Here is a 16,964-nt window from a genome sequence, read left to right on the forward strand (position 1 = left end):
CCGGTCGCCGGGCCGCCGCGCCAGGTCGCCTCGGCCGCCGCGACCCCCGCACCGGGCACCCCGCTCGTCCCCGGGGCCCCGGCCCAGGAGCAGGCCGAGCGGGAGCGCGTGGAGAACAAGCAGCGCTGAGGCGTCGGCCCGGTCGTGACCCCGGTCCGGCGGCCGGGGCCGGATGACGACAGAATCGTCCGGTGACAACCGCCGAGTACACCTTCCTCGCCCTCGCGGCCGTCGCCGTCGTCCTCATCGCCGGGGTGTCGGCCCTGCTCGTCCGTGGCCGCCGGCGTCCTGACGTCCTGCCCGGTCGGGGGACCGGCGGGGACGGCGCCGACGCGCAGACGCGCCCGTCCGGCGGTGCCCTCGTGCCGGACGCCGCGGACGGCGTGCCCGCCGGCCCGGTGCTGGTGCAGGAGCCGGTCCCCGCAGAGCTGCAGACCGGCGACGAGCTGCCCGACTTCGAGCGGCCCGAGCCTGCCCAGGGCCGGCTCGTGCGGCTGCGCGCCCGGCTCGCGCGCTCCAACAGTGCCCTCGGCCAGGGGCTGCTCGCGCTGCTCTCCCGCGAACGGCTCGACGAGGCGACGTGGGAGGAGGTCGAGGAGACGCTCCTGCTCGCCGACGTCGGTGCCGGTCCCACGGCCGAGCTCGTCGACCGGCTCCGGGAGCGGGTCACCGTGCTCGGCACCCGCGAGCCGGTCGAGCTCAAGGCGATGCTCCGGGCCGAGCTGATCGCCGCGGTCGGTCCGGAGATGGACCGCACGCTCGCGACGACCCGGCACGACGGCCGGCCGGCCGTCGTCCTCGTCGTCGGCGTCAACGGCACCGGCAAGACGACGACCGTCGGCAAGCTGGCTCGCGTGCTCGTCGCCCAGGACAAGACCGTCGTCCTCGGCGCGGCCGACACCTTCCGGGCGGCCGCCGCCGACCAGCTGTCGACGTGGGGCGAGCGGGTCGGCGTCCCGACCGTGCGCAGCGACCGGGACGGCGCGGACCCGGCGTCCGTCGCCTTCGACGCGGTGAAGGTCGGGATCGAGGTCGAGGCGGACGTCGTCCTCGTCGACACCGCGGGCCGGCTGCAGAACAAGGTCGGCCTCATGGACGAGCTCGGCAAGGTCAAGCGTGTCGTCGAGAAGCACGGCCCGGTCGACGAGGTGCTGCTCGTGCTCGACGCGACGACCGGCCAGAACGGCATGCAGCAGGCGAAGGTCTTCTCCGAGGTCGTCGACGTCACCGGCATCGTGCTCACCAAGCTCGACGGGACGGCGAAGGGCGGCATCGTCGTCGCGGTCCAGCGGGCGCTCGGCGTGCCGGTGAAGCTCGTCGGGCTGGGCGAGGGGGCCGACGACCTGGCGCCGTTCGAGCCGGAGGCGTTCGTCGACGCGCTGCTGTCCTGAGCGCGGTCCTCGCGGGGTCCGTAGCGCAGAGAAGTCGCTCAATCACGCGGAGTCGCTGCGCGGGCGATTGATCAAGGGCATCCTAACTTCGCGATAACCCGTGCACGGCCGCTCACGCTGCGGTGGACGGCAGGTGAACGGGGGTGCTCCGATGTGCCCCGAGCGGCACCCCGGGTGCCGCCCCGACGCGAGGAGGACCTGCGGCGATGCTGGGCGTGGCGGCACCGGCGACCACCCTGTCCGTGTTCCCCGAGGCTCTGGCCGCGGTGACGACGGGCACCTCCTCGTCGCCCTCGGTCGGTGAGGTGCTCGTGCACCTGCTCGTCGACCTCGTCGCGGTCGGCCTGCTCGTCGGGGTCGCCTACCGGCACCGCCGTGCCGACCAGGGCATGGCGTTCGCCCTCGTCGTCCTCAACGTCGGGCTGTTCGCGACGCTCGTCGCGATCACCGGCGAGGCGTTCTCGACGAGCGCCGGGTTCGGCCTGTTCGGGATGCTCTCGCTGATCCGGCTGCGCAGCGCCTCCTTCACGACCCCCGACATGGCGTACACCTTCCTGGCGCTCGTGCTCGGCCTCGTCACCGGGCTCGTCGGGCTGCCGCTGTGGCTGACGCTCGGCGCCTGCGCGCTGCTCGTCGGCCTCGCGGTCGTCGGTGACCGACCGGCCCGCACGGCCGCCCCGGCCGGGTCCCTGGACGTCGCGCCGGGGCCGCCGGCCGCCGCGCCGGTCGCCCCCGCCGTCCGCACCCGCAAGGTCGACGTCGTCCTCGACGGCGCCTTCGGGACCGTCGCCGCGGCCCGGGCCGAGGTCGAGGCCCGGCTCGACGTCGACGCGCTCGACGTCGTCCTCGACGAGGTCGACTACGTCCGCGAGGTGACCCGGGTCCGGGTCATCGTCGCCGTTCCGGCCGGCGACCCCGCGCCGGCCCCCGACGTGCAGCCGTCCGCCGCCGCCCCCGGGTTCGCGGCCTACGAGCACCACGAGGAGTACGCGCAGTACGCCGCGTACGGCGTCCCGGCCGACGTCGACCCGACGGTCGTCGCGGCCCGGCTGCCGCTGCAGCTCCCGCCGCCGCAGGACCTGCCGTCCGCGCCGTGGGGGCGGCCGCGCACCCGGCAGCCGGAGCCCGGCCGTCGGGCCCGCAGGCTGGGGGCGACCGGCGAGATCGACGTGCGCGGCGGCTACGCCGAGGCGCCGGGGCTGTCCCGGCTGCTCGGGCCGGTCGACCCGCGGTGACCGTCCTCGTCGAGACGGCCCAGGGGGACCGGGTGCTCTCCGTGCTGGACCTCTGGCGGCTGCGCACCGCGACGCTCGCCGAGGTCGACGCCGCCGCCGCGCTCCAGACCCGGGTCGACCGCAAGTACCTCGTGCCGGCCGAGGTGGCGCAGACGCTCGTCGGCGAGCTCGCGGACAGCCACCACGTGCTGTCGGTCAAGGGCCGGGTCAGCACGAGCTACGCGAGCACCTACTTCGACCTGCCCGGCTTCCAGTCCTACCGCGCGCACGTCCAGGGCCGGCGGCGCCGCTGGAAGGTCCGCACCCGGCTCTACGTCGAGGACGGCCTGTGCCGGCTCGAGCTGAAGACGAAGGACAACCGCGGCCAGACCGTCAAGGTGGCCCACACCCAGCCGGCGCCGGCGTTCGGGACGTTCACCGAGTCCGGCCGTGGGTTCCTCGCCGACCGGCTCGCGTCGGAGGCGCTCGACGTCCCGGTGGGGGCGCTGCGGCCGGGTGTCCGCATCGACTACGCCCGGGCGACCCTGTGCGACCTCGACGGCGGCACCCGGGTGACGGTCGACGGCGGGCTCGTCGCGAGCCTGCGCGGCCGGGTCGTGCGGATCTCCCCGCACCACGTCCTCGTCGAGACCAAGGGCGGCCTGCGGCCCGCGCCGGCTGACCTCCTGCTCCTGCGGCACGGCGTCCGCCCGACGTCGGTGAGCAAGTACGGCGTCACGCTGTCGATGCTCGAGCCCGGCCTGCCCGCCTCGCCGTGGCGCCGGCTCGCCCGCCGGCACTTCTGCGTCGACCCGGTGTGACCCGGCGCACGACACCGTGCGTCACACGCTCGGCTCCTGCGTGACGGTCGGTGGCGAACGGGCGACGGAGCACGGCCCGTAACCCAGAGTTCACGACCGGGCCGCGGGCGTCACCTGCCCGAAATACTCCGCGCCCCCGGGTGAAACGCCCCGACGACACCTTGTTCCGCGAAGCCCGCCTCATCGTCGCGGCGGCACAGTCGAGTTCCTTCACCCGGCCCGCGGCGACAGCGTCCCGCGGCCAGACATCTCAAGGGGTGCGGATGGATACCGGAGATACCGCATGGGTCCTGGCGAGCGCAGCGCTCGTCCTGCTCATGACTCCCGGTCTGGCTCTCTTCTACGGCGGCATGGTCCGCACGAAGAGTGTCCTCAACATGATGATGATGAGCTTCGGCGCTCTGGCTCTGATCAGCGTGCTCTGGGTCCTGTACGGCTACTCGATCGCCTTCGGTGACGACCTCGGGGGCGGCCTCGTCGGCGACCCGATGCAGTTCATCGGCCTCAAGGGCCTGCTCGGCGCGTCGAACCTCGTCTTCACGGTCCCGGCGATGGCGTTCGTGGCCTTCCAGGCCGTCTTCGCCATCATCACCGTCGCGCTCATCTCCGGCGCGATCGCGGACCGGGCCAAGTTCGGCACCTGGATGGTCTTCTCCGGTATCTGGGCGACGATCGTCTACTTCCCGGTCGCGCACTGGGTCTTCGCCTTCGACGGCGCGACGGCCGGCGAGGACAGCGTCGGCGGCTGGATCGCCAACCGCCTCGGCGCCATCGACTTCGCCGGTGGCACCGCCGTCCACATCAACGCCGGTGCGGCCGGGCTCGCGCTCGCGCTCGTCCTCGGCAAGCGGGTCGGCTTCGGCAAGGACCCGATGCGTCCGCACAACCTCACGCTCGTCATGATCGGCGCGGGGCTGCTGTGGTTCGGCTGGTTCGGCTTCAACGCCGGCTCCGCCATCGGCGCGAACGGCATCGCCGCGGTCGCCTGGGTCAACACGATGGTCGCGACGGGCGCCGCGGCGCTCGGCTGGCTCCTCACCGAGAAGCTGCGTGACGGTCACGCCACCTCGCTCGGCGCCGCCTCCGGCGTCGTCGCGGGTCTGGTCGCCATCACGCCGTCCTGCTCCAGCGTGAACCCGGTCGGCGCGATCGTCCTCGGCCTCGTCGCCGGTGTCGTCTGCGCCTTCGCGGTCGGCCTCAAGTACAAGCTCGGCTACGACGACTCGCTCGACGTCGTCGGCGTCCACCTCGTCGGTGGCATCTGGGGCACCCTCGCCGTCGGCCTCCTCGCCACGGCGGACGCCCCGGCGGGTGTCGACGGCCTGTTCTTCGGCGGCGGCGTGAGCCAGCTCGGCAAGCAGGCCGTCGGGGCCGGTGCGGTCCTCGTCTACAGCTTCGTGGTGACCTACATCCTCGGTCTCCTCCTGCAGAAGACGATCGGCTTCCGGATCGACGCCGAGGACGAGGTCTCCGGTATCGACCTCGCCGCCCACGCCGAGTCGGCGTACGACCTCGCGTCGTCCAGCACGGGGACCTTCCGGCCCACGTCCGGTTCGGTCAGCGTCACCAGCCAGGAGGTGCCGGCATGAAGCTGCTCACGGCGATCATCAAGCCTCACAAGCTCGACGAGGTGAAGGCCGCTCTCGAGGCCTTCGGTGTCCAGGGCATGACGGTCAGCGAGGCGAGCGGCTACGGTCGCCAGCGTGGCCACACCGAGGTCTACCGGGGTGCGGAGTACACCGTCGACCTCGTCCCGAAGGTCCGGCTGGAGGTCCTCGTCGACGACGCGGACGCCGCGGACGTCGTGGAGGTCGTCGTCAAGGCCGCGCAGACCGGCCGGATCGGTGACGGCAAGGTGTGGACGACCCCGGTCGACGACGTCGTCCGGGTCCGCACCGGGGAGCACGGCGTCGACGCGCTCTGACGAGCGTCCGGCGCACCGCACCGCACGCATCGCCACGCCCGGTCCTGGGCGTCGGACCGGGCCCGCTCCCCACGTGGGGGCGGGCCCGGTCCCGGGCAGGGAGCAGTTCCGTACAGCCCCGACACCGGAGGACTCCCGCGCATGACCTCGCTCGGCCAGACCTCCGCGGCAGGTGCCGCGCCCCGCGACCTGCGCAACGAGCGCCTCGCCCTCGCCGTCCGCTCCACGGCCCCGGGCCCGGTCCGCCGGGAGGCGTTCACCCGGCTCGTCGAACGGGCGATGACCACCGCCTGGGTCGACGCCCTCGGCACCCAGCTGCCGGGCGTCCCCGGCGCCGCCGTCGGCACGACGCGCCGCACCGGCCGCCCCGACCCGCTCACCCCGCCCGGCGGGATCAGCGCGACCCCGCCGGAAGGCGTCCCCGTCGCCGTGGACACGCAGATCGCGCCCGGTCCCGAGGGCGTCGCGCTCGCCGTCGTCGGCAGCGTCGCGCGCCGGGACGCCGGCCCCGTGAGCGACCTCGACCTCGTCCTCCTGCACGACGGGCGGAGCCTGTCGACCGCCCAGGTGTCGGCGCTCGCCGACGCCCTCTGGTACCCGCTGTGGGACGCCGGGCTGCGCCTGGACCACTCGGTGCGCACACCCGCCCAGTGCCGCGACGTCGCCGGCAACGACCTGTCGGCGGCGATCGGGCTGCTCGACCTGCGCGCCCTGGCCGGGGACGCGAGCCTCGTCGTCCGGACCCGCGCGGCCCTGCTCGGCGACTGGCGCGGCGGGATCCGCCGCCGGCTGCCCCAGCTCCTGGAGTCCCTCAAGGAGCGCCGCCAGCGCTTCGGCGACCTGCCGCACCTGCTCGAGCCGGACCTCAAGGAGTCCCGCGGCGGGCTGCGCGACGTCACCGTGCTGCGCGCGCTCGCCGCGAGCTGGGTCACCGACCGGCCGCACGGCGCGGTGGACGCCGCGCACGAGACGCTGCTCGACGTCCGCGACGCGCTGCACGCCGTGACCGGCCGCTCCGTCGAGCGGCTGCTGCTCGCCGAGCAGGACGCCGTCGCGGTCGCCTGCGGGCTCCAGGACGCCGACGACCTGCTCGCGGCGACCTCGCAGGCCGGCCGCACGATCGCGCACGCCGTCGACACGACGGTGCGCCGCGCCCGGCAGGCGGTGCCGACCCGCCGGCTGCGCCCGGGCCCGCGCCGGCCCCGGCTGCGCCCGCTCGGCCACGGCCTCGTCGAGCACGACGGCGAGATCGTCCTCGGCGTCGGCGTGCGGCCGGAGGAGGACGCGATCCTGCCGCTGCGGGCGGCGGCGACCGCCGTCCGGGCCGGGCTGCCGCTGTCCCCGGTGACCGTCGAGCACCTCGCGAAGGACTGCCCGCCGCTGCCCGAGCCGTGGCCGTCGGCGGCCCGCGACGCCCTCGTCGAGATGCTCGCGGGCGGCTCCGCGCTCGTCGGGGTCTGGGAGTCGCTCGACCTCGCCGGGCTGACGACCGCCTGGGTCCCGGAGTGGGCGGGCGTGCGCAACCGGCCGCAGCGCAACGCGGTGCACCGGCACACCGTCGACCGGCACAGCGTCGAGGCGTGCGTCGAGGTGACGCGCTTCCTGCGGGACGTCTCCCGGCCCGACCTGCTCGTCCTCGCGACGCTCCTGCACGACATCGGCAAGCTGCCCGGGGCGCTCGACCACTCCACCGTCGGTGCGCCGCTGGCGTTCCGGGCCGCCCAGCGGATGGGGGTGAGCCGGCCCGACGCCGAGATCGTCGAGCGGCTCGTGCGCGAGCACCTCACGCTCGTCGAGCTCGCGACCCGCCGCGACCCGGACGACCCGCGCACCGTCGAGGCACTCGTCGCCGCGGTCGACGGCCGGGCCGACATCCTCACGATGCTCCGCGCGCTCACCGAGGCCGACGCGCTCGCCGCCGGCCCGGCCGCCTGGTCGGCGTGGCGGCAGCGGCTCGTCGACGACCTCGTCGAGCGGGCCCGGACGGCGCTGCGCGGCGAGGAGCCGCCCGGACCCGCGCCGATCACCGACGCCGAGGCCGCGCTCGTCTCCTCGGTCGTCGCCGACAGCCGGCCGCGGGTCGCCATCAGCGGGCTCGACGAGCTGCACGCGGTGACCGTCGTCGCCGTCGACCGGCCGGGCCTCATGGCCGACATCGCCGGCACCCTCGCGGCCTTCCGGCTCACCGTGAAGTCCGCGCTCCTGCGGACGGTCCCGACGACCGAGGACGGCCCGGGCGTCGCGGTGGACACGTGGTGGGTCGACCCCGGGCCCTCCGAGCTGCCCACCCCGGCGACCCTCGAGACGGCCCTGCGCCGGCTCGGCGAGGGCGACCAGTCCGTGCTCGCGCCGCTGCACCGGCGCGACGCCGGCTACAAGGCCGTCGGCCGGGCCGCCGAGCGGCCGCGCGTCGTCCTGCTCCCGGGGGCGTCCGCGGACGCGACCGTGCTCGAGGTGCGGGCCGCCGACCGGCCGGGCCTGCTGCACGCGGTCGGGACGGCGCTCGCGGGTGTCGGGGTCGACCTGCGGTCCGCGCACGTCGCGACGCACGCCGGCCAGGCGGTCGACGTCCTCTACGTCGGCGAGCCCGGCGGCGGGATGCTCGCGCCGTCCCGGGTCGCGGCCGCCGTCGCCGCGCTCGTCGACGCCGGGACGATGCCCGAGGCGTCCTGACCCGCCGCCCGTCGGGCCCCGGCCGCGGGAGGTCGCGGTCGCCGTCCGGTTAGGCTGGGCCCGGGACGTTCCCGTCCCCGCACCCCGAACAGACGTCCAAGAACCCTGCGAGGACCTTTCGTGTTCGCCACGCTGTCCGACCGCCTCTCCGCGACGTTCAAGAACCTGCGCGGGAAGGGCCGCCTCACCGAGGCCGACGTCGACGCGACGATCCGCGAGATCCGCCGTGCCCTGCTCGACGCGGACGTCGCCCTGCCCGTCGTCAAGGACTTCTGCGGCAAGGTGCGCGAGCGCGCCGTCGGCGCCGAGGTGTCGCAGGCGCTCAACCCGGCGCAGCAGGTCGTCCAGATCGTCCACGACGAGCTCGTCGCCGTCCTCGGCGGCCAGACCCGCCGCCTGGAGTTCGCGAAGAACCCGCCGACCGTCATCCTCCTCGCGGGTCTGCAGGGTGCGGGCAAGACGACGCTCGCCGGCAAGCTCGGCCGCTGGCTCAAGGAGCAGGGCCACACGCCCGTCCTCGTCGCGTGCGACCTGCAGCGCCCCAACGCCGTCGACCAGCTCAAGGTCGTCGCCGAGCGGGCCGGCGTCGCGGTCTTCGCGCCGCACCCGGGCGCCTCCTCGTCCGGCCAGGCGGCGAACCCGGCCGCGGGCCCGGCCGACCCGGTCGCCGTGGCGCGCGAGGGCGTCCGGTACGCCACGGACAAGCAGTACGACGTCGTGGTCGTCGACACCGCCGGCCGGCTCGGCGTCGACGCCGAGATGATGCAGCAGGCCGCGGACATCCGGGACGCCGTCCTGCCGGACGAGATCCTCTTCGTCCTCGACGCGATGATCGGCCAGGACGCCGTCGCCACCGCGACCGCCTTCCGGGACGGGGTCGGCTTCAGCGGCGTCGTCCTCTCCAAGCTCGACGGCGACGCCCGCGGTGGTGCGGCGCTGTCCGTCGTCGGCGTCACCGGCCGGCCGGTCATGTTCGCCTCGACGGGGGAGAAGCTCGAGGAGTTCGAGCTCTTCCACCCCGACCGGATGGCCTCGCGGATCCTCGACATGGGTGACGTCCTCACCCTCATCGAGCAGGCGCAGAAGGCGTTCGACAGCGAGCAGGCCGAGGCGATGGCGGCGAAGTTCGCCGCCGACGAGGACTTCACCCTCGACGACTTCCTCCAGCAGATGGCCGCCCTGAAGAACATGGGCTCGCTGAAGAAGATGCTCGGGATGCTCCCCGGCATGGGCGAGATCCGCGAGCAGCTCGAGAACTTCGACGAGCGCGAGATGGACCGTGTCGAGGCGATCATCCGCTCGATGACGCCGCAGGAGCGCCGCCAGCCGAGGATCCTCAACGGCTCCCGCCGGCTGCGCATCGCGCGCGGCTCCGGCGTCCAGGTGAGCGACGTCAACCAGCTGCTCGAGCGGTTCACCGACGCGCAGAAGATGATGCGCCAGATGCGCAAGGGCATGGGCGGCATGCCGGGGATGCCGGGCCTGCCGGGCATGGGCGGCGGCAAGAAGGCCCGCGGCAAGACCGCGCCGCCCCCGCGCAAGGGCAAGGCGAAGTCCGGCAACCCGGCCAAGCGCGCCCAGCAGGAGCGCGAGGCCGCGCAGCGCGCGCTCTCCGGCCCGCAGCAGCCGGCTGCCGCGCCGGGCAGCGCGTTCGGCCTCGGCGGGGCGGCGGCGCCCGCGCCGTCCGACCCGTCGAACCTCGAGCTGCCCCCGGGGCTCGACAAGTTCCTCGGCCGCTGACCCCGCGCCGCCGTCCCCGGGCGGCGTGACCCGGGCGGCGTGACCCGGGCCCTGCAGCCCGGCGTGTCGGCCGCACGGCCGGGGTAGGTTCCCCGGCATGGCGGACGACGTCGTGCTGCGCCTTCGCGGCCACGTGCTCACCGGTCCCGACGAGGCGGACGAGGTCGGCGAGGCCTGGGTCGTCGGTGGCCGGGTCACCTACACCGCACCGACGTCCGGCACCGCCGACGCGGTCGACCTCGAGGGCTGGGTGCTCCCGGGCCTCGTCGACGCGCACTGCCACATCGGGATCGACGCCGACGGCGGCGTCGACGACGCGACGGTCGAGCGGTTCGCCACCGCCGACCGGGACGCCGGCAGCCTGCTGCTGCGCGACTGCGGCTCGCCCGTCGACTACCGGTGGGTCGACGGGCGGGAGGACCTGCCGGTCGTCGTCCGGGCCGGCCGGCACCTCGCCCGCTCGCGGCGCTACATCCGGGGCCTCGGCCACGAGATCGAGCCGGAGGACCTGCCGGCGTACGCCGTGGCCCAGGCGAAGGCCGGCGACGGCTGGGTCAAGCTCGTCGGGGACTGGATCGACCGGGCGACCGGCGACCTGGCGCCGTGCTGGCCGCGGGAGGCGCTCCAGGCCGCGATCGAGGCCGCCCACGCCGAAGGTGCCCGGGTCACGGCGCACTGCTTCGGCGAGGACTGCCTGCCCGACCTCGTCGAGGCCGGCATCGACTGCATCGAGCACGCCACCGGCCTGAGCGACGTCGTCGCGGGCATCGCCGCGGCCCGCGGGGTCGCGATCGTGCCGACGCTGGTGAACATCGCCAACTTCCCGGAGTTCGCGGCCGCGGGGGAGGACAAGTTCCCCCTGTACGCCGAGCACATGCGGGCGCTGCACGCGCGCCGCTACGACACGGTCGCCCTCGCCTACGAGGCGGGGGTGCCGGTGTTCGCGGGCACGGACGCCGGCGGCTCGGTCGCGCACGGGCTGCTGGCGCGCGAGGTCGCCGAGCTGGTCCGGGCGGGGATGCCGCCGACCGCCGCGCTCGACGCCGCGTGCTGGGGCGCCCGGTCGTGGCTCGGCCGGCCCGGGCTCGAGGAGGGCGCTCAGGCCGACCTCGTCGTCTACGCCGCGGACCCGCGGGAGGACGTCGGCGTGCTCGCGCACCCGGCACGCGTCGTGCTCCGCGGGAAACCGGTGGCCTGAGCACCGTGCGCCCTGCGACGGTCGGCGCGTGAGCGACGCCCCCGGCACGCGGACGGACCTGCTCCTCGTCGTCCACCCCGAGCGCCCGCTCGTGCTCGACGCCGTGCCCACGGTCGCGGTCGACGCGCAGTACCCGGACTGGGGCGACCTGCTCGGCGCCGCCGCCGCGCTCTGCCCGGACGGCGCGTGGCCGCACGGGCCGGTGCGGGTCACGGCCGCCGGCCGGGTCAGCGTCGTCGTCGCCTGCAGCGAGCGGGTCGCCGGCGGCGCCGCCTGGGTGCCGGCCCCGCCGTCCGGGCTGCCCGACCCGGTCGGGGACGCCGTCCGCGCCGTCCTCGACGAGGACGCCGGCCATGCCGCGGTCGACGCCCGCCGGGTGCCGTGGATGTGCCGCGGCTGGTGGCCCGAGGCGACCGCGTGGGTCGACGCCGCGCTCGCCGCGGCCGGCCGGGCGCCCCGGACGGCGGCGCTGCGGCCGGTCGTCGCCGGGTCGATCTCCGCCGTCGCCGAGGTCACGACCGCGGCGGGTGCGCTGTGGCTCAAGGCGGTCCCGGGGTTCTTCGCGCGCGAGCCCGCCCTCGTGCCGGCGCTCGCGGCCGTCCGCGCGCAGGCGTCGGCGGACGGGACGCCGCTCCCGCAGGTGCCGCACGTCGTGGCGTCCCGGGACGACGGTCGGGACGGTGGACCAGGGGGCGCCCGGATGCTCACCACCGACGCCGGCCCGGTCCCGGACGACGTCCTGCCGGGGGAGCGGGCCCGGCTCGGCGCAGGGCTCGCCCGCCTCCAGGTCGCCACCGCCACGCACCTCGCCGTGCTGCGCCACCGGGGCCGGCTCGACGACCGGTCTCCCGACGCCCTCGCCGCCGGCCTCGCCCGGGTCGTCGAGGACGGCCTCTGGCTCGGGGCGCTCGACGCCGACGAGCGGGCCCGGCTGCGCGCCGTCGCGCCGCTCTGGCAGGACCGGCTGCGCGCGCTCGGGTCGTCGGGCCTGCCGCCGGTGCTCGTGCACGGCGACTACCACCCGTGGAACGTCGTCCGGCGGCCCGGCTGGGCGGACGGCGAGGAGGTCGCCATCGACTGGACCGACGCCGCGCACGGCGTCGTCGGGCTCGACCTCGTGCCGGTCGCCGGCCGCCGGGCCGACCCGGTGGAGCACGACGGGGTCGTCGCGGCGTACGTCCGCGCGCTCGCCGAGGGGTTCGGGCGGCCGGAGGGCGAGGTCGCGGCGGCGGTCACCGCGGCGTTGCCCGCGGCCTGGGTGCTCCAGGCCCTCGCGTACGAGGCGATCGGCGCGGGCTCGGATCCGCTGGTCCGCTGGGAGCACGAGCAGGGTCAGCCGACGGCGCTGCGCGGGCTGCTCGCCGCCGAGGTCTGAGGAGGTTGCGCCCGGCTGCGCAGCGTGGTCCGGGGCACCGCCCGACCTCTGGCAGAATGGACGACCGTACCCGTCTGTCCGCGGACCCTCTCACCGCTCTCGGACGTGTCCTCGAGCTCGCCGGCGCACCCGGTCCCCACCCGGTGCAGACGCGGCTCACCCCCACAGAAGCAGGAGTGACCACACCCGTGGCCGTCAAGATCCGTCTCAAGCGCCTCGGCAAGATCCGGGCGCCGTACTACCGCATCGTCGTCGCCGACTCGCGCGTCAAGCGTGACGGTCGCGCGATCGAGGAGATCGGCAAGTACCACCCGACCGAGGACCCCTCGTTCATCGAGGTCGACCGGGAGCGGGCGCAGTACTGGCTCAAGGTCGGCGCGCAGCCGACCGAGCAGGTCGAGGCGATCCTCAAGATCACCGGTGACTGGCAGCTGTTCAAGGGGCTCCCGGGCTCCGAGGGCACCCTGCGCGTCGCCGCGCCGAAGGCCGACAAGAAGGCCGTCTTCGAGGCCGCCGCCAAGGAGTCCATGGGCGAGACCGCCAAGGACGGCGCGACCACGCCGAAGAAGAAGCCGGCCAAGAAGGCCGCCGCCGCCGCTGCCGAGCCCGAGGCCCCCGCGGCCGAGGCCCCGGCTGCTGAGGCCCCGGCTGCTGAGGCCCCCGTGGCCGAGGAGACGTCGGCCCAGACCGAGGCCGCGGCGGACGCCACCCCGGCCGAGGGCTGACCGTGCTGAGCGAGGCGCTCGAGCACCTCGTCCGCGGCATCGTCGGCAACCCCGACGACGTCCAGGTCCGGAGCAAGCCGCTGCGCCGCGGCACGCTGCTCGAGGTCCGGGTGCACCCCGAGGACCTCGGCCGCGTCATCGGCCGGGCAGGCCGGACGGCGACCGCGCTGCGGACCGTCGTCAAGGCGCTCGCCGACGGCAAGCCGATCCGGGTCGACGTCGTCGACGTGGACCGCGGCCGCTGAGGTCACGCAACCGCACGACGCGACGACCCCGTACCGCACACGCGGTGCGGGGTCGTCGCGCATCCGAGACAGCATCCCGGGACACATCCCGGAACAGCACCGAGCAGGAGCAGGAGGAGCAGTGCGACTCGTCGTCGCCCGGATCGGGCGTGCCCACGGCATCCGGGGCGAGGTGACCGTCGAGCTGCGGACCGACACCCCGGACGACCGCTTCTACCCCGGCGCAGACCTCGTCGTCGTCCCGCCGAAGGGGCCGGCCGCCCGCGGCCTGCCGAAGACCCTCACGGTCGAGACCGTCCGCGACCACAACGGGACCCTGCTGCTCACCTTCGAGCAGGTCGACGACCGGACCGCGGCCGAGGCGCTGCGCAACGTGCTGCTCGAGGCCGAGGTGCCGGACGAGACCGGTGAGGACGACGCCTGGTACACCCACCAGCTCGTCGGCCTGCGCGTCGTCGACCCGGCGGGCACCGAGCTCGCCACGGTCGTCTCGCTCGAGCACGGACCGGCGCAGGACCTCCTCGTCGTCCGCCGCCCGGACGGCGCCACGCGCTACGTGCCGTTCGTCACCGCGCTCGTGCCGACGGTCGACGTCAAGGGCGGCTTCGTCGTCGTCGACGCCCCCGGGGGGCTGCTCGACGACGGGGACGACACGACGGGTGGCGGGGCCTGAGCCGTGCGCGTCGACGTCGTGACGATCTTCCCCGAGTACCTCGAGCCGCTCGGGCTCTCGCTCATCGGCAAGGCCCGGCAGGCCGGGATCCTCGACCTCGTCGTCCACGACCTGCGCGAGGCCACGCACGACCGGCACCGCACCGTCGACGACACCCCGGCCGGCGGTGGCGCGGGGATGGTCATGAAGCCCGAGCCGTGGGGCGAGGCGCTCGACGCCGTCCTCGCGTCGTCGTCGGCGGCCCTCGTGCCCGGGCAGCCGGGGGAGCGGCCGGTGCTCCTCGTGCCGACGCCGTCCGGCGAGCGCTTCAGCCAGCCGCTGGCCCGCGAGCTCGCGACGCGGGAGCACCTCGTCTTCGCCTGCGGCCGCTACGAGGGCATCGACGAGCGGGTCGTCGAGGACGCCGCCGAGCGGTTCGACGTCCGGCTCGTCAGCCTCGGCGACTACGTGCTCAACGGCGGCGAGGTCGCCGTCCTCGCGATCGTCGAGGCCGTCGCCCGGCTGCTGCCCGGCGTCGTCGGCAACGCCGAGAGCCTCGTCGAGGAGAGCCACGAGGACGGCCTCCTCGAGTACCCGGTCTACACGAAGCCGGCGACGTGGCGGGACCGCGAGGTCCCCGCCGTCCTCATGTCCGGCCACCACGGCCGGATCGCCCGCTGGCGGCGGGACGAGCGGCTGCGCCGGACCGCCCGCCGCCGCCCGGACCTGCTCCCCGGGCTCGACGTCGGCACGCTCGACCGGCACGACCTCGCCGTCCTCGCCGAGGAGGGCTGGTCCGTCGTCGAGCAGGACGCCGCCGGGGAGCCCGGCCGTGACCACCGCCGATTTCTGGCGCGCGCCGTCGCTGTGGCAGACTGATCTGCTGTGCCGCCGGTCGGTCGCGCCCTGCCACAGGGGGGCGTCGTGCCACGAACCGGTCCCCGCAAGGGGACGGCGCACCGAGAACACCCGAGCGCGGCGACCGCCGCCACCACGACCTGCGCGGATGACCTGTGGCACCTGCGGGAGAGCGACACACACCATGCATCTTCTGGACGCACTCGACTCGGCATCGCTGCGGACCGACGTCCCGGCCTTCCGTGCCGGCGACACGCTCAAGGTTCACGTCAAGGTCGTCGAGGGCACCCGCTCCCGCATCCAGGTCTTCCAGGGCGTCACCATCCGGCGCTCGGGCGGCGGCGTTCGCGAGACGTTCACCGTGCGTAAGGTCAGCTTCGGCGTCGGCGTCGAGCGGACCTTCCCGGTCCACTCGCCGATCATCGACCACATCGAGGTCGTGACCCGCGGTGACGTCCGTCGCGCGAAGCTCTACTACCTGCGCGCGCTGCGTGGCAAGGCCGCGAAGATCAAGGAGAAGCGGGACGCGCTCCCCACCCGCTGAGCGACACGCCACGCCTCCCCTGCCCGCAGGGTGGTGACGTAGGCTCGTCGACGTGGATGCCGACCGGACGAGGCGCATCGCCTCCCGGGACGCGTCCCGGAGCGACATGACGGCCGACGTGGTGGCCGACGACCCTGGGGTCGCCGGCCACCGCGCCGGCCGTCCGTCGTCGTGGGCCGACGGCGACCAGGCCGACGACCACCCTGACGACCGCAGCGACGACCATGCGGACGGCCCGGTCGGGCCGGCGCTGCGCGTCCTCGGCTGGGCGCTCGCCGTCGCCGTGAGCATCGCCCTCGTCCGGGTGCTCCTCGTCCAGTCGTTCGTCATCCCGAGCACGTCCATGGAGCCGCTGCTCGAGCCGGGCGACCGGGTCGTCGTCTCCCGGCTCGGCGCCGTCGTCGGCACGGTGCAGCGCGGCGACGTCGTCGTCTTCGACGGCCGCGGCGTCTTCGAGCCCGCGGCCCCGCCGGCCTCCTCGCCGGTCGCTGCCGCCGGGCGCGCGGTCGCCGCCGCGCTCGGTGCCCCGGTCGGGGAGTCGGACTACGTCAAGCGCGTCGTCGGGCTGGCCGGTGACCGGGTCGTCTGCTGCGACGCGGCCGGCCGGGTCAGCGTCAACGGGGCGGCGCTCGACGAGCCGTACGTCGCGGCCGGTGACGTCCCGAGCGACGTGCCCTTCGACATCCGCGTCCCGGCCGGGCGGCTCTTCGTCCTCGGCGACCACCGCAGCGAGTCCGGCGACTCCCGCTCCCACCTCGGCGACCCCGGGGGCGGCACCGTCCCCGTCGACCACGTCGTCGGCCGCGTCGTCGCGGTGTGGTGGCCGTTCGACCGGGTCGGCGGCGTCCCGCGGGCGACGGCCGGTGCGGCCGCCCCGACCGTCCCGGCACCTCCGGCGACCGCCGCGGGCACCCCGTGAGGGCGGGCCCCGGCCCCGGGGGCAGGCCGCAGCGCGACGTCCGCAAGCCGCAGGCCCGGCACGCCGCGCACGGCGGCGACGAGGAGCCGAAGGAGTACAAGGACCCGTACGGGCTGCTCGACCCCGACCCGCCGGGGACCGAGCGGCCGTACCCCTCGCCGGCCGCGCCGCCGGCCGCGCCGCCGGCCGGCGTGGCCGAGGTGTCCCTCTTCGGCGTGCCCGTCGCACCGCCCGCGGCGGCCGCACCGGCGGTGTTCGCGCCCCCCGCGGCCGCGCTGCCTCCACCGGCCGTCGCAGCCCCGTCCGGCTCCGCGCCGTCCGGCGACCCGGTGGCGGAGCTCCTGCCGTTCGAGCCCGCGCCCGCGGGCCCGCTGACCCAGGCGATCCCCACCGGCCTGCGCTACGGCACCGGCCCCGCGCCTGCGGCCCCCGAGCCCGACGGCCCCTTCGGCGGACCCGGCCCGGCCGGCGACGTGCCACGGCCGCTGCCGCGCCGCCGCGACGTCCGGGAGGCCCGGGACGAACCGGTGCCGGGCTACCCGCCCCAGCCGCCGGTGCTGCGTCCCGTGCCCCCGGGGCCCGCGCAGTTCCCGCCCGTCCAGCCGCACCAGATCGGGGGCGACTTCTCCCCGCGGCCGGAGCGGACCGGCCGCCGGGCCGCCGCGCCCGGCCCGCAGGACGCCCC

Annotated in this window: 15 protein-coding genes and 1 pseudogene; all 16 read left to right on the plus strand. The window is 75.8% G+C overall.

Annotated elements, in window-relative coordinates:
- Positions 1 to 191 precede the first annotated feature (191 nt).
- Entirely contained in the window at positions 192 to 1,391 is a 1,200-nt protein-coding gene (gene ftsY / locus EDJALFJO_RS04255) for a signal recognition particle-docking protein FtsY (RefSeq protein ID WP_088282561.1), read from the plus strand.
- Between the two features lie 206 nt (positions 1,392 to 1,597).
- A complete protein-coding gene (locus EDJALFJO_RS04260) occupies positions 1,598 to 2,626 on the plus strand; it encodes a DUF4956 domain-containing protein (RefSeq protein WP_088282563.1) in 1,029 nt (342 codons plus the stop codon).
- Positions 2,623 to 3,426 carry a VTC domain-containing protein gene (locus EDJALFJO_RS04265; RefSeq protein ID WP_158220283.1) on the plus strand — a complete coding sequence of 268 codons (804 nt, stop codon included), beginning with the start codon at positions 2,623 to 2,625 and terminating at the stop codon, positions 3,424 to 3,426. Before EDJALFJO_RS04260 ends, EDJALFJO_RS04265 begins: the two co-directional genes overlap by 4 nt.
- A 263-nt stretch (positions 3,427 to 3,689) precedes the next feature.
- Positions 3,690 to 5,015 (plus strand): ammonium transporter, encoded by a 1,326-nt coding sequence (locus EDJALFJO_RS04270; protein ID WP_088282567.1) that lies wholly within the window; start codon positions 3,690 to 3,692, stop codon positions 5,013 to 5,015.
- Positions 5,012 to 5,350: a P-II family nitrogen regulator gene (locus EDJALFJO_RS04275; RefSeq protein ID WP_088282569.1), complete on the plus strand. Its 339-nt coding sequence runs from the start codon at positions 5,012 to 5,014 to the stop codon at positions 5,348 to 5,350. Before EDJALFJO_RS04270 ends, EDJALFJO_RS04275 begins: the two co-directional genes overlap by 4 nt.
- Positions 5,351 to 5,491: 141 nt before the next feature.
- Entirely contained in the window at positions 5,492 to 8,023 is a 2,532-nt protein-coding gene (locus EDJALFJO_RS04280; protein ID WP_233149671.1) for a [protein-PII] uridylyltransferase, read from the plus strand.
- A 120-nt stretch (positions 8,024 to 8,143) separates the two neighbouring features.
- Entirely contained in the window at positions 8,144 to 9,763 is a 1,620-nt protein-coding gene (gene ffh, locus EDJALFJO_RS04285; protein ID WP_088282571.1) for a signal recognition particle protein, read from the plus strand.
- A 97-nt stretch (positions 9,764 to 9,860) separates the two neighbouring features.
- Positions 9,861 to 10,961 carry an amidohydrolase family protein gene (locus EDJALFJO_RS04290; protein ID WP_088282573.1) on the plus strand — a complete coding sequence of 367 codons (1,101 nt, stop codon included), beginning with the start codon at positions 9,861 to 9,863 and terminating at the stop codon, positions 10,959 to 10,961.
- Between the two features lie 28 nt (positions 10,962 to 10,989).
- Entirely contained in the window at positions 10,990 to 12,336 is a 1,347-nt protein-coding gene (locus EDJALFJO_RS04295; protein ID WP_088282575.1) for a phosphotransferase, read from the plus strand.
- A gap of 188 nt (positions 12,337 to 12,524) precedes the next feature.
- Positions 12,525 to 13,061: a 30S ribosomal protein S16 gene (rpsP, locus tag EDJALFJO_RS04300; RefSeq protein ID WP_088282577.1), complete on the plus strand. Its 537-nt coding sequence runs from the start codon at positions 12,525 to 12,527 to the stop codon at positions 13,059 to 13,061.
- A 2-nt stretch (positions 13,062 to 13,063) separates the two neighbouring features.
- Positions 13,064 to 13,306, plus strand: a complete 243-nt coding sequence (locus EDJALFJO_RS04305) for an RNA-binding protein (RefSeq protein ID WP_088282579.1) — start codon at positions 13,064 to 13,066, stop codon at positions 13,304 to 13,306.
- Positions 13,307 to 13,427: 121 nt separating this feature from the next.
- Positions 13,428 to 13,979, plus strand: a complete 552-nt coding sequence (gene rimM / locus EDJALFJO_RS04310; protein ID WP_088282581.1) for a ribosome maturation factor RimM — start codon at positions 13,428 to 13,430, stop codon at positions 13,977 to 13,979.
- Positions 13,980 to 13,982: 3 nt separating this feature from the next.
- On the plus strand, positions 13,983 to 14,837 hold the full coding sequence (trmD, locus tag EDJALFJO_RS04315; RefSeq protein ID WP_088282583.1) for a tRNA (guanosine(37)-N1)-methyltransferase TrmD: 855 nt from the start codon (positions 13,983 to 13,985) through the stop codon (positions 14,835 to 14,837).
- Between the two features lie 163 nt (positions 14,838 to 15,000).
- The gene (gene rplS / locus EDJALFJO_RS04320) at positions 15,001 to 15,360 is read left to right on the plus strand and encodes a 50S ribosomal protein L19 (RefSeq protein WP_088282585.1); all 360 of its coding nucleotides are present in this window, start codon (positions 15,001 to 15,003) and stop codon (positions 15,358 to 15,360) included.
- 106 nt (positions 15,361 to 15,466) lie between these two features.
- A complete protein-coding gene (gene lepB / locus EDJALFJO_RS04325) occupies positions 15,467 to 16,279 on the plus strand; it encodes a signal peptidase I (RefSeq protein WP_088282597.1) in 813 nt (270 codons plus the stop codon).
- Positions 16,276 to 16,964 (plus strand): annotated as a pseudogene (locus EDJALFJO_RS34005) (hypothetical protein); the annotation flags it as partial. The gene lepB and the pseudogene EDJALFJO_RS34005, both read left to right, overlap by 4 nt.

This window comes from Kineosporia sp. A_224 (assembly GCF_002198655.1).
Classification (GTDB): Bacteria; Actinomycetota; Actinomycetes; order Actinomycetales; family Kineosporiaceae; genus R-H-3.

What these genes read in the sequence shown, in the direction of transcription:
- lepB (WP_088282597.1), top strand. Translation starts at nt 15,467, where the DNA reads ATGACGGCCGACGTGGTGGCCGACGACCCTGGGGTCGCCGGCCACCGC.
- rplS (WP_088282585.1), top strand. Translation starts at nt 15,001, where the DNA reads ATGCATCTTCTGGACGCACTCGACTCGGCATCGCTGCGGACCGACGTC.
- EDJALFJO_RS04260 (WP_088282563.1), top strand. Translation starts at nt 1,598, where the DNA reads ATGCTGGGCGTGGCGGCACCGGCGACCACCCTGTCCGTGTTCCCCGAG.
- EDJALFJO_RS04290 (WP_088282573.1), top strand. Translation starts at nt 9,861, where the DNA reads ATGGCGGACGACGTCGTGCTGCGCCTTCGCGGCCACGTGCTCACCGGT.
- EDJALFJO_RS04280 (WP_233149671.1), top strand. Translation starts at nt 5,492, where the DNA reads ATGACCTCGCTCGGCCAGACCTCCGCGGCAGGTGCCGCGCCCCGCGAC.
- EDJALFJO_RS04275 (WP_088282569.1), top strand. Translation starts at nt 5,012, where the DNA reads ATGAAGCTGCTCACGGCGATCATCAAGCCTCACAAGCTCGACGAGGTG.
- EDJALFJO_RS04270 (WP_088282567.1), top strand. Translation starts at nt 3,690, where the DNA reads ATGGATACCGGAGATACCGCATGGGTCCTGGCGAGCGCAGCGCTCGTC.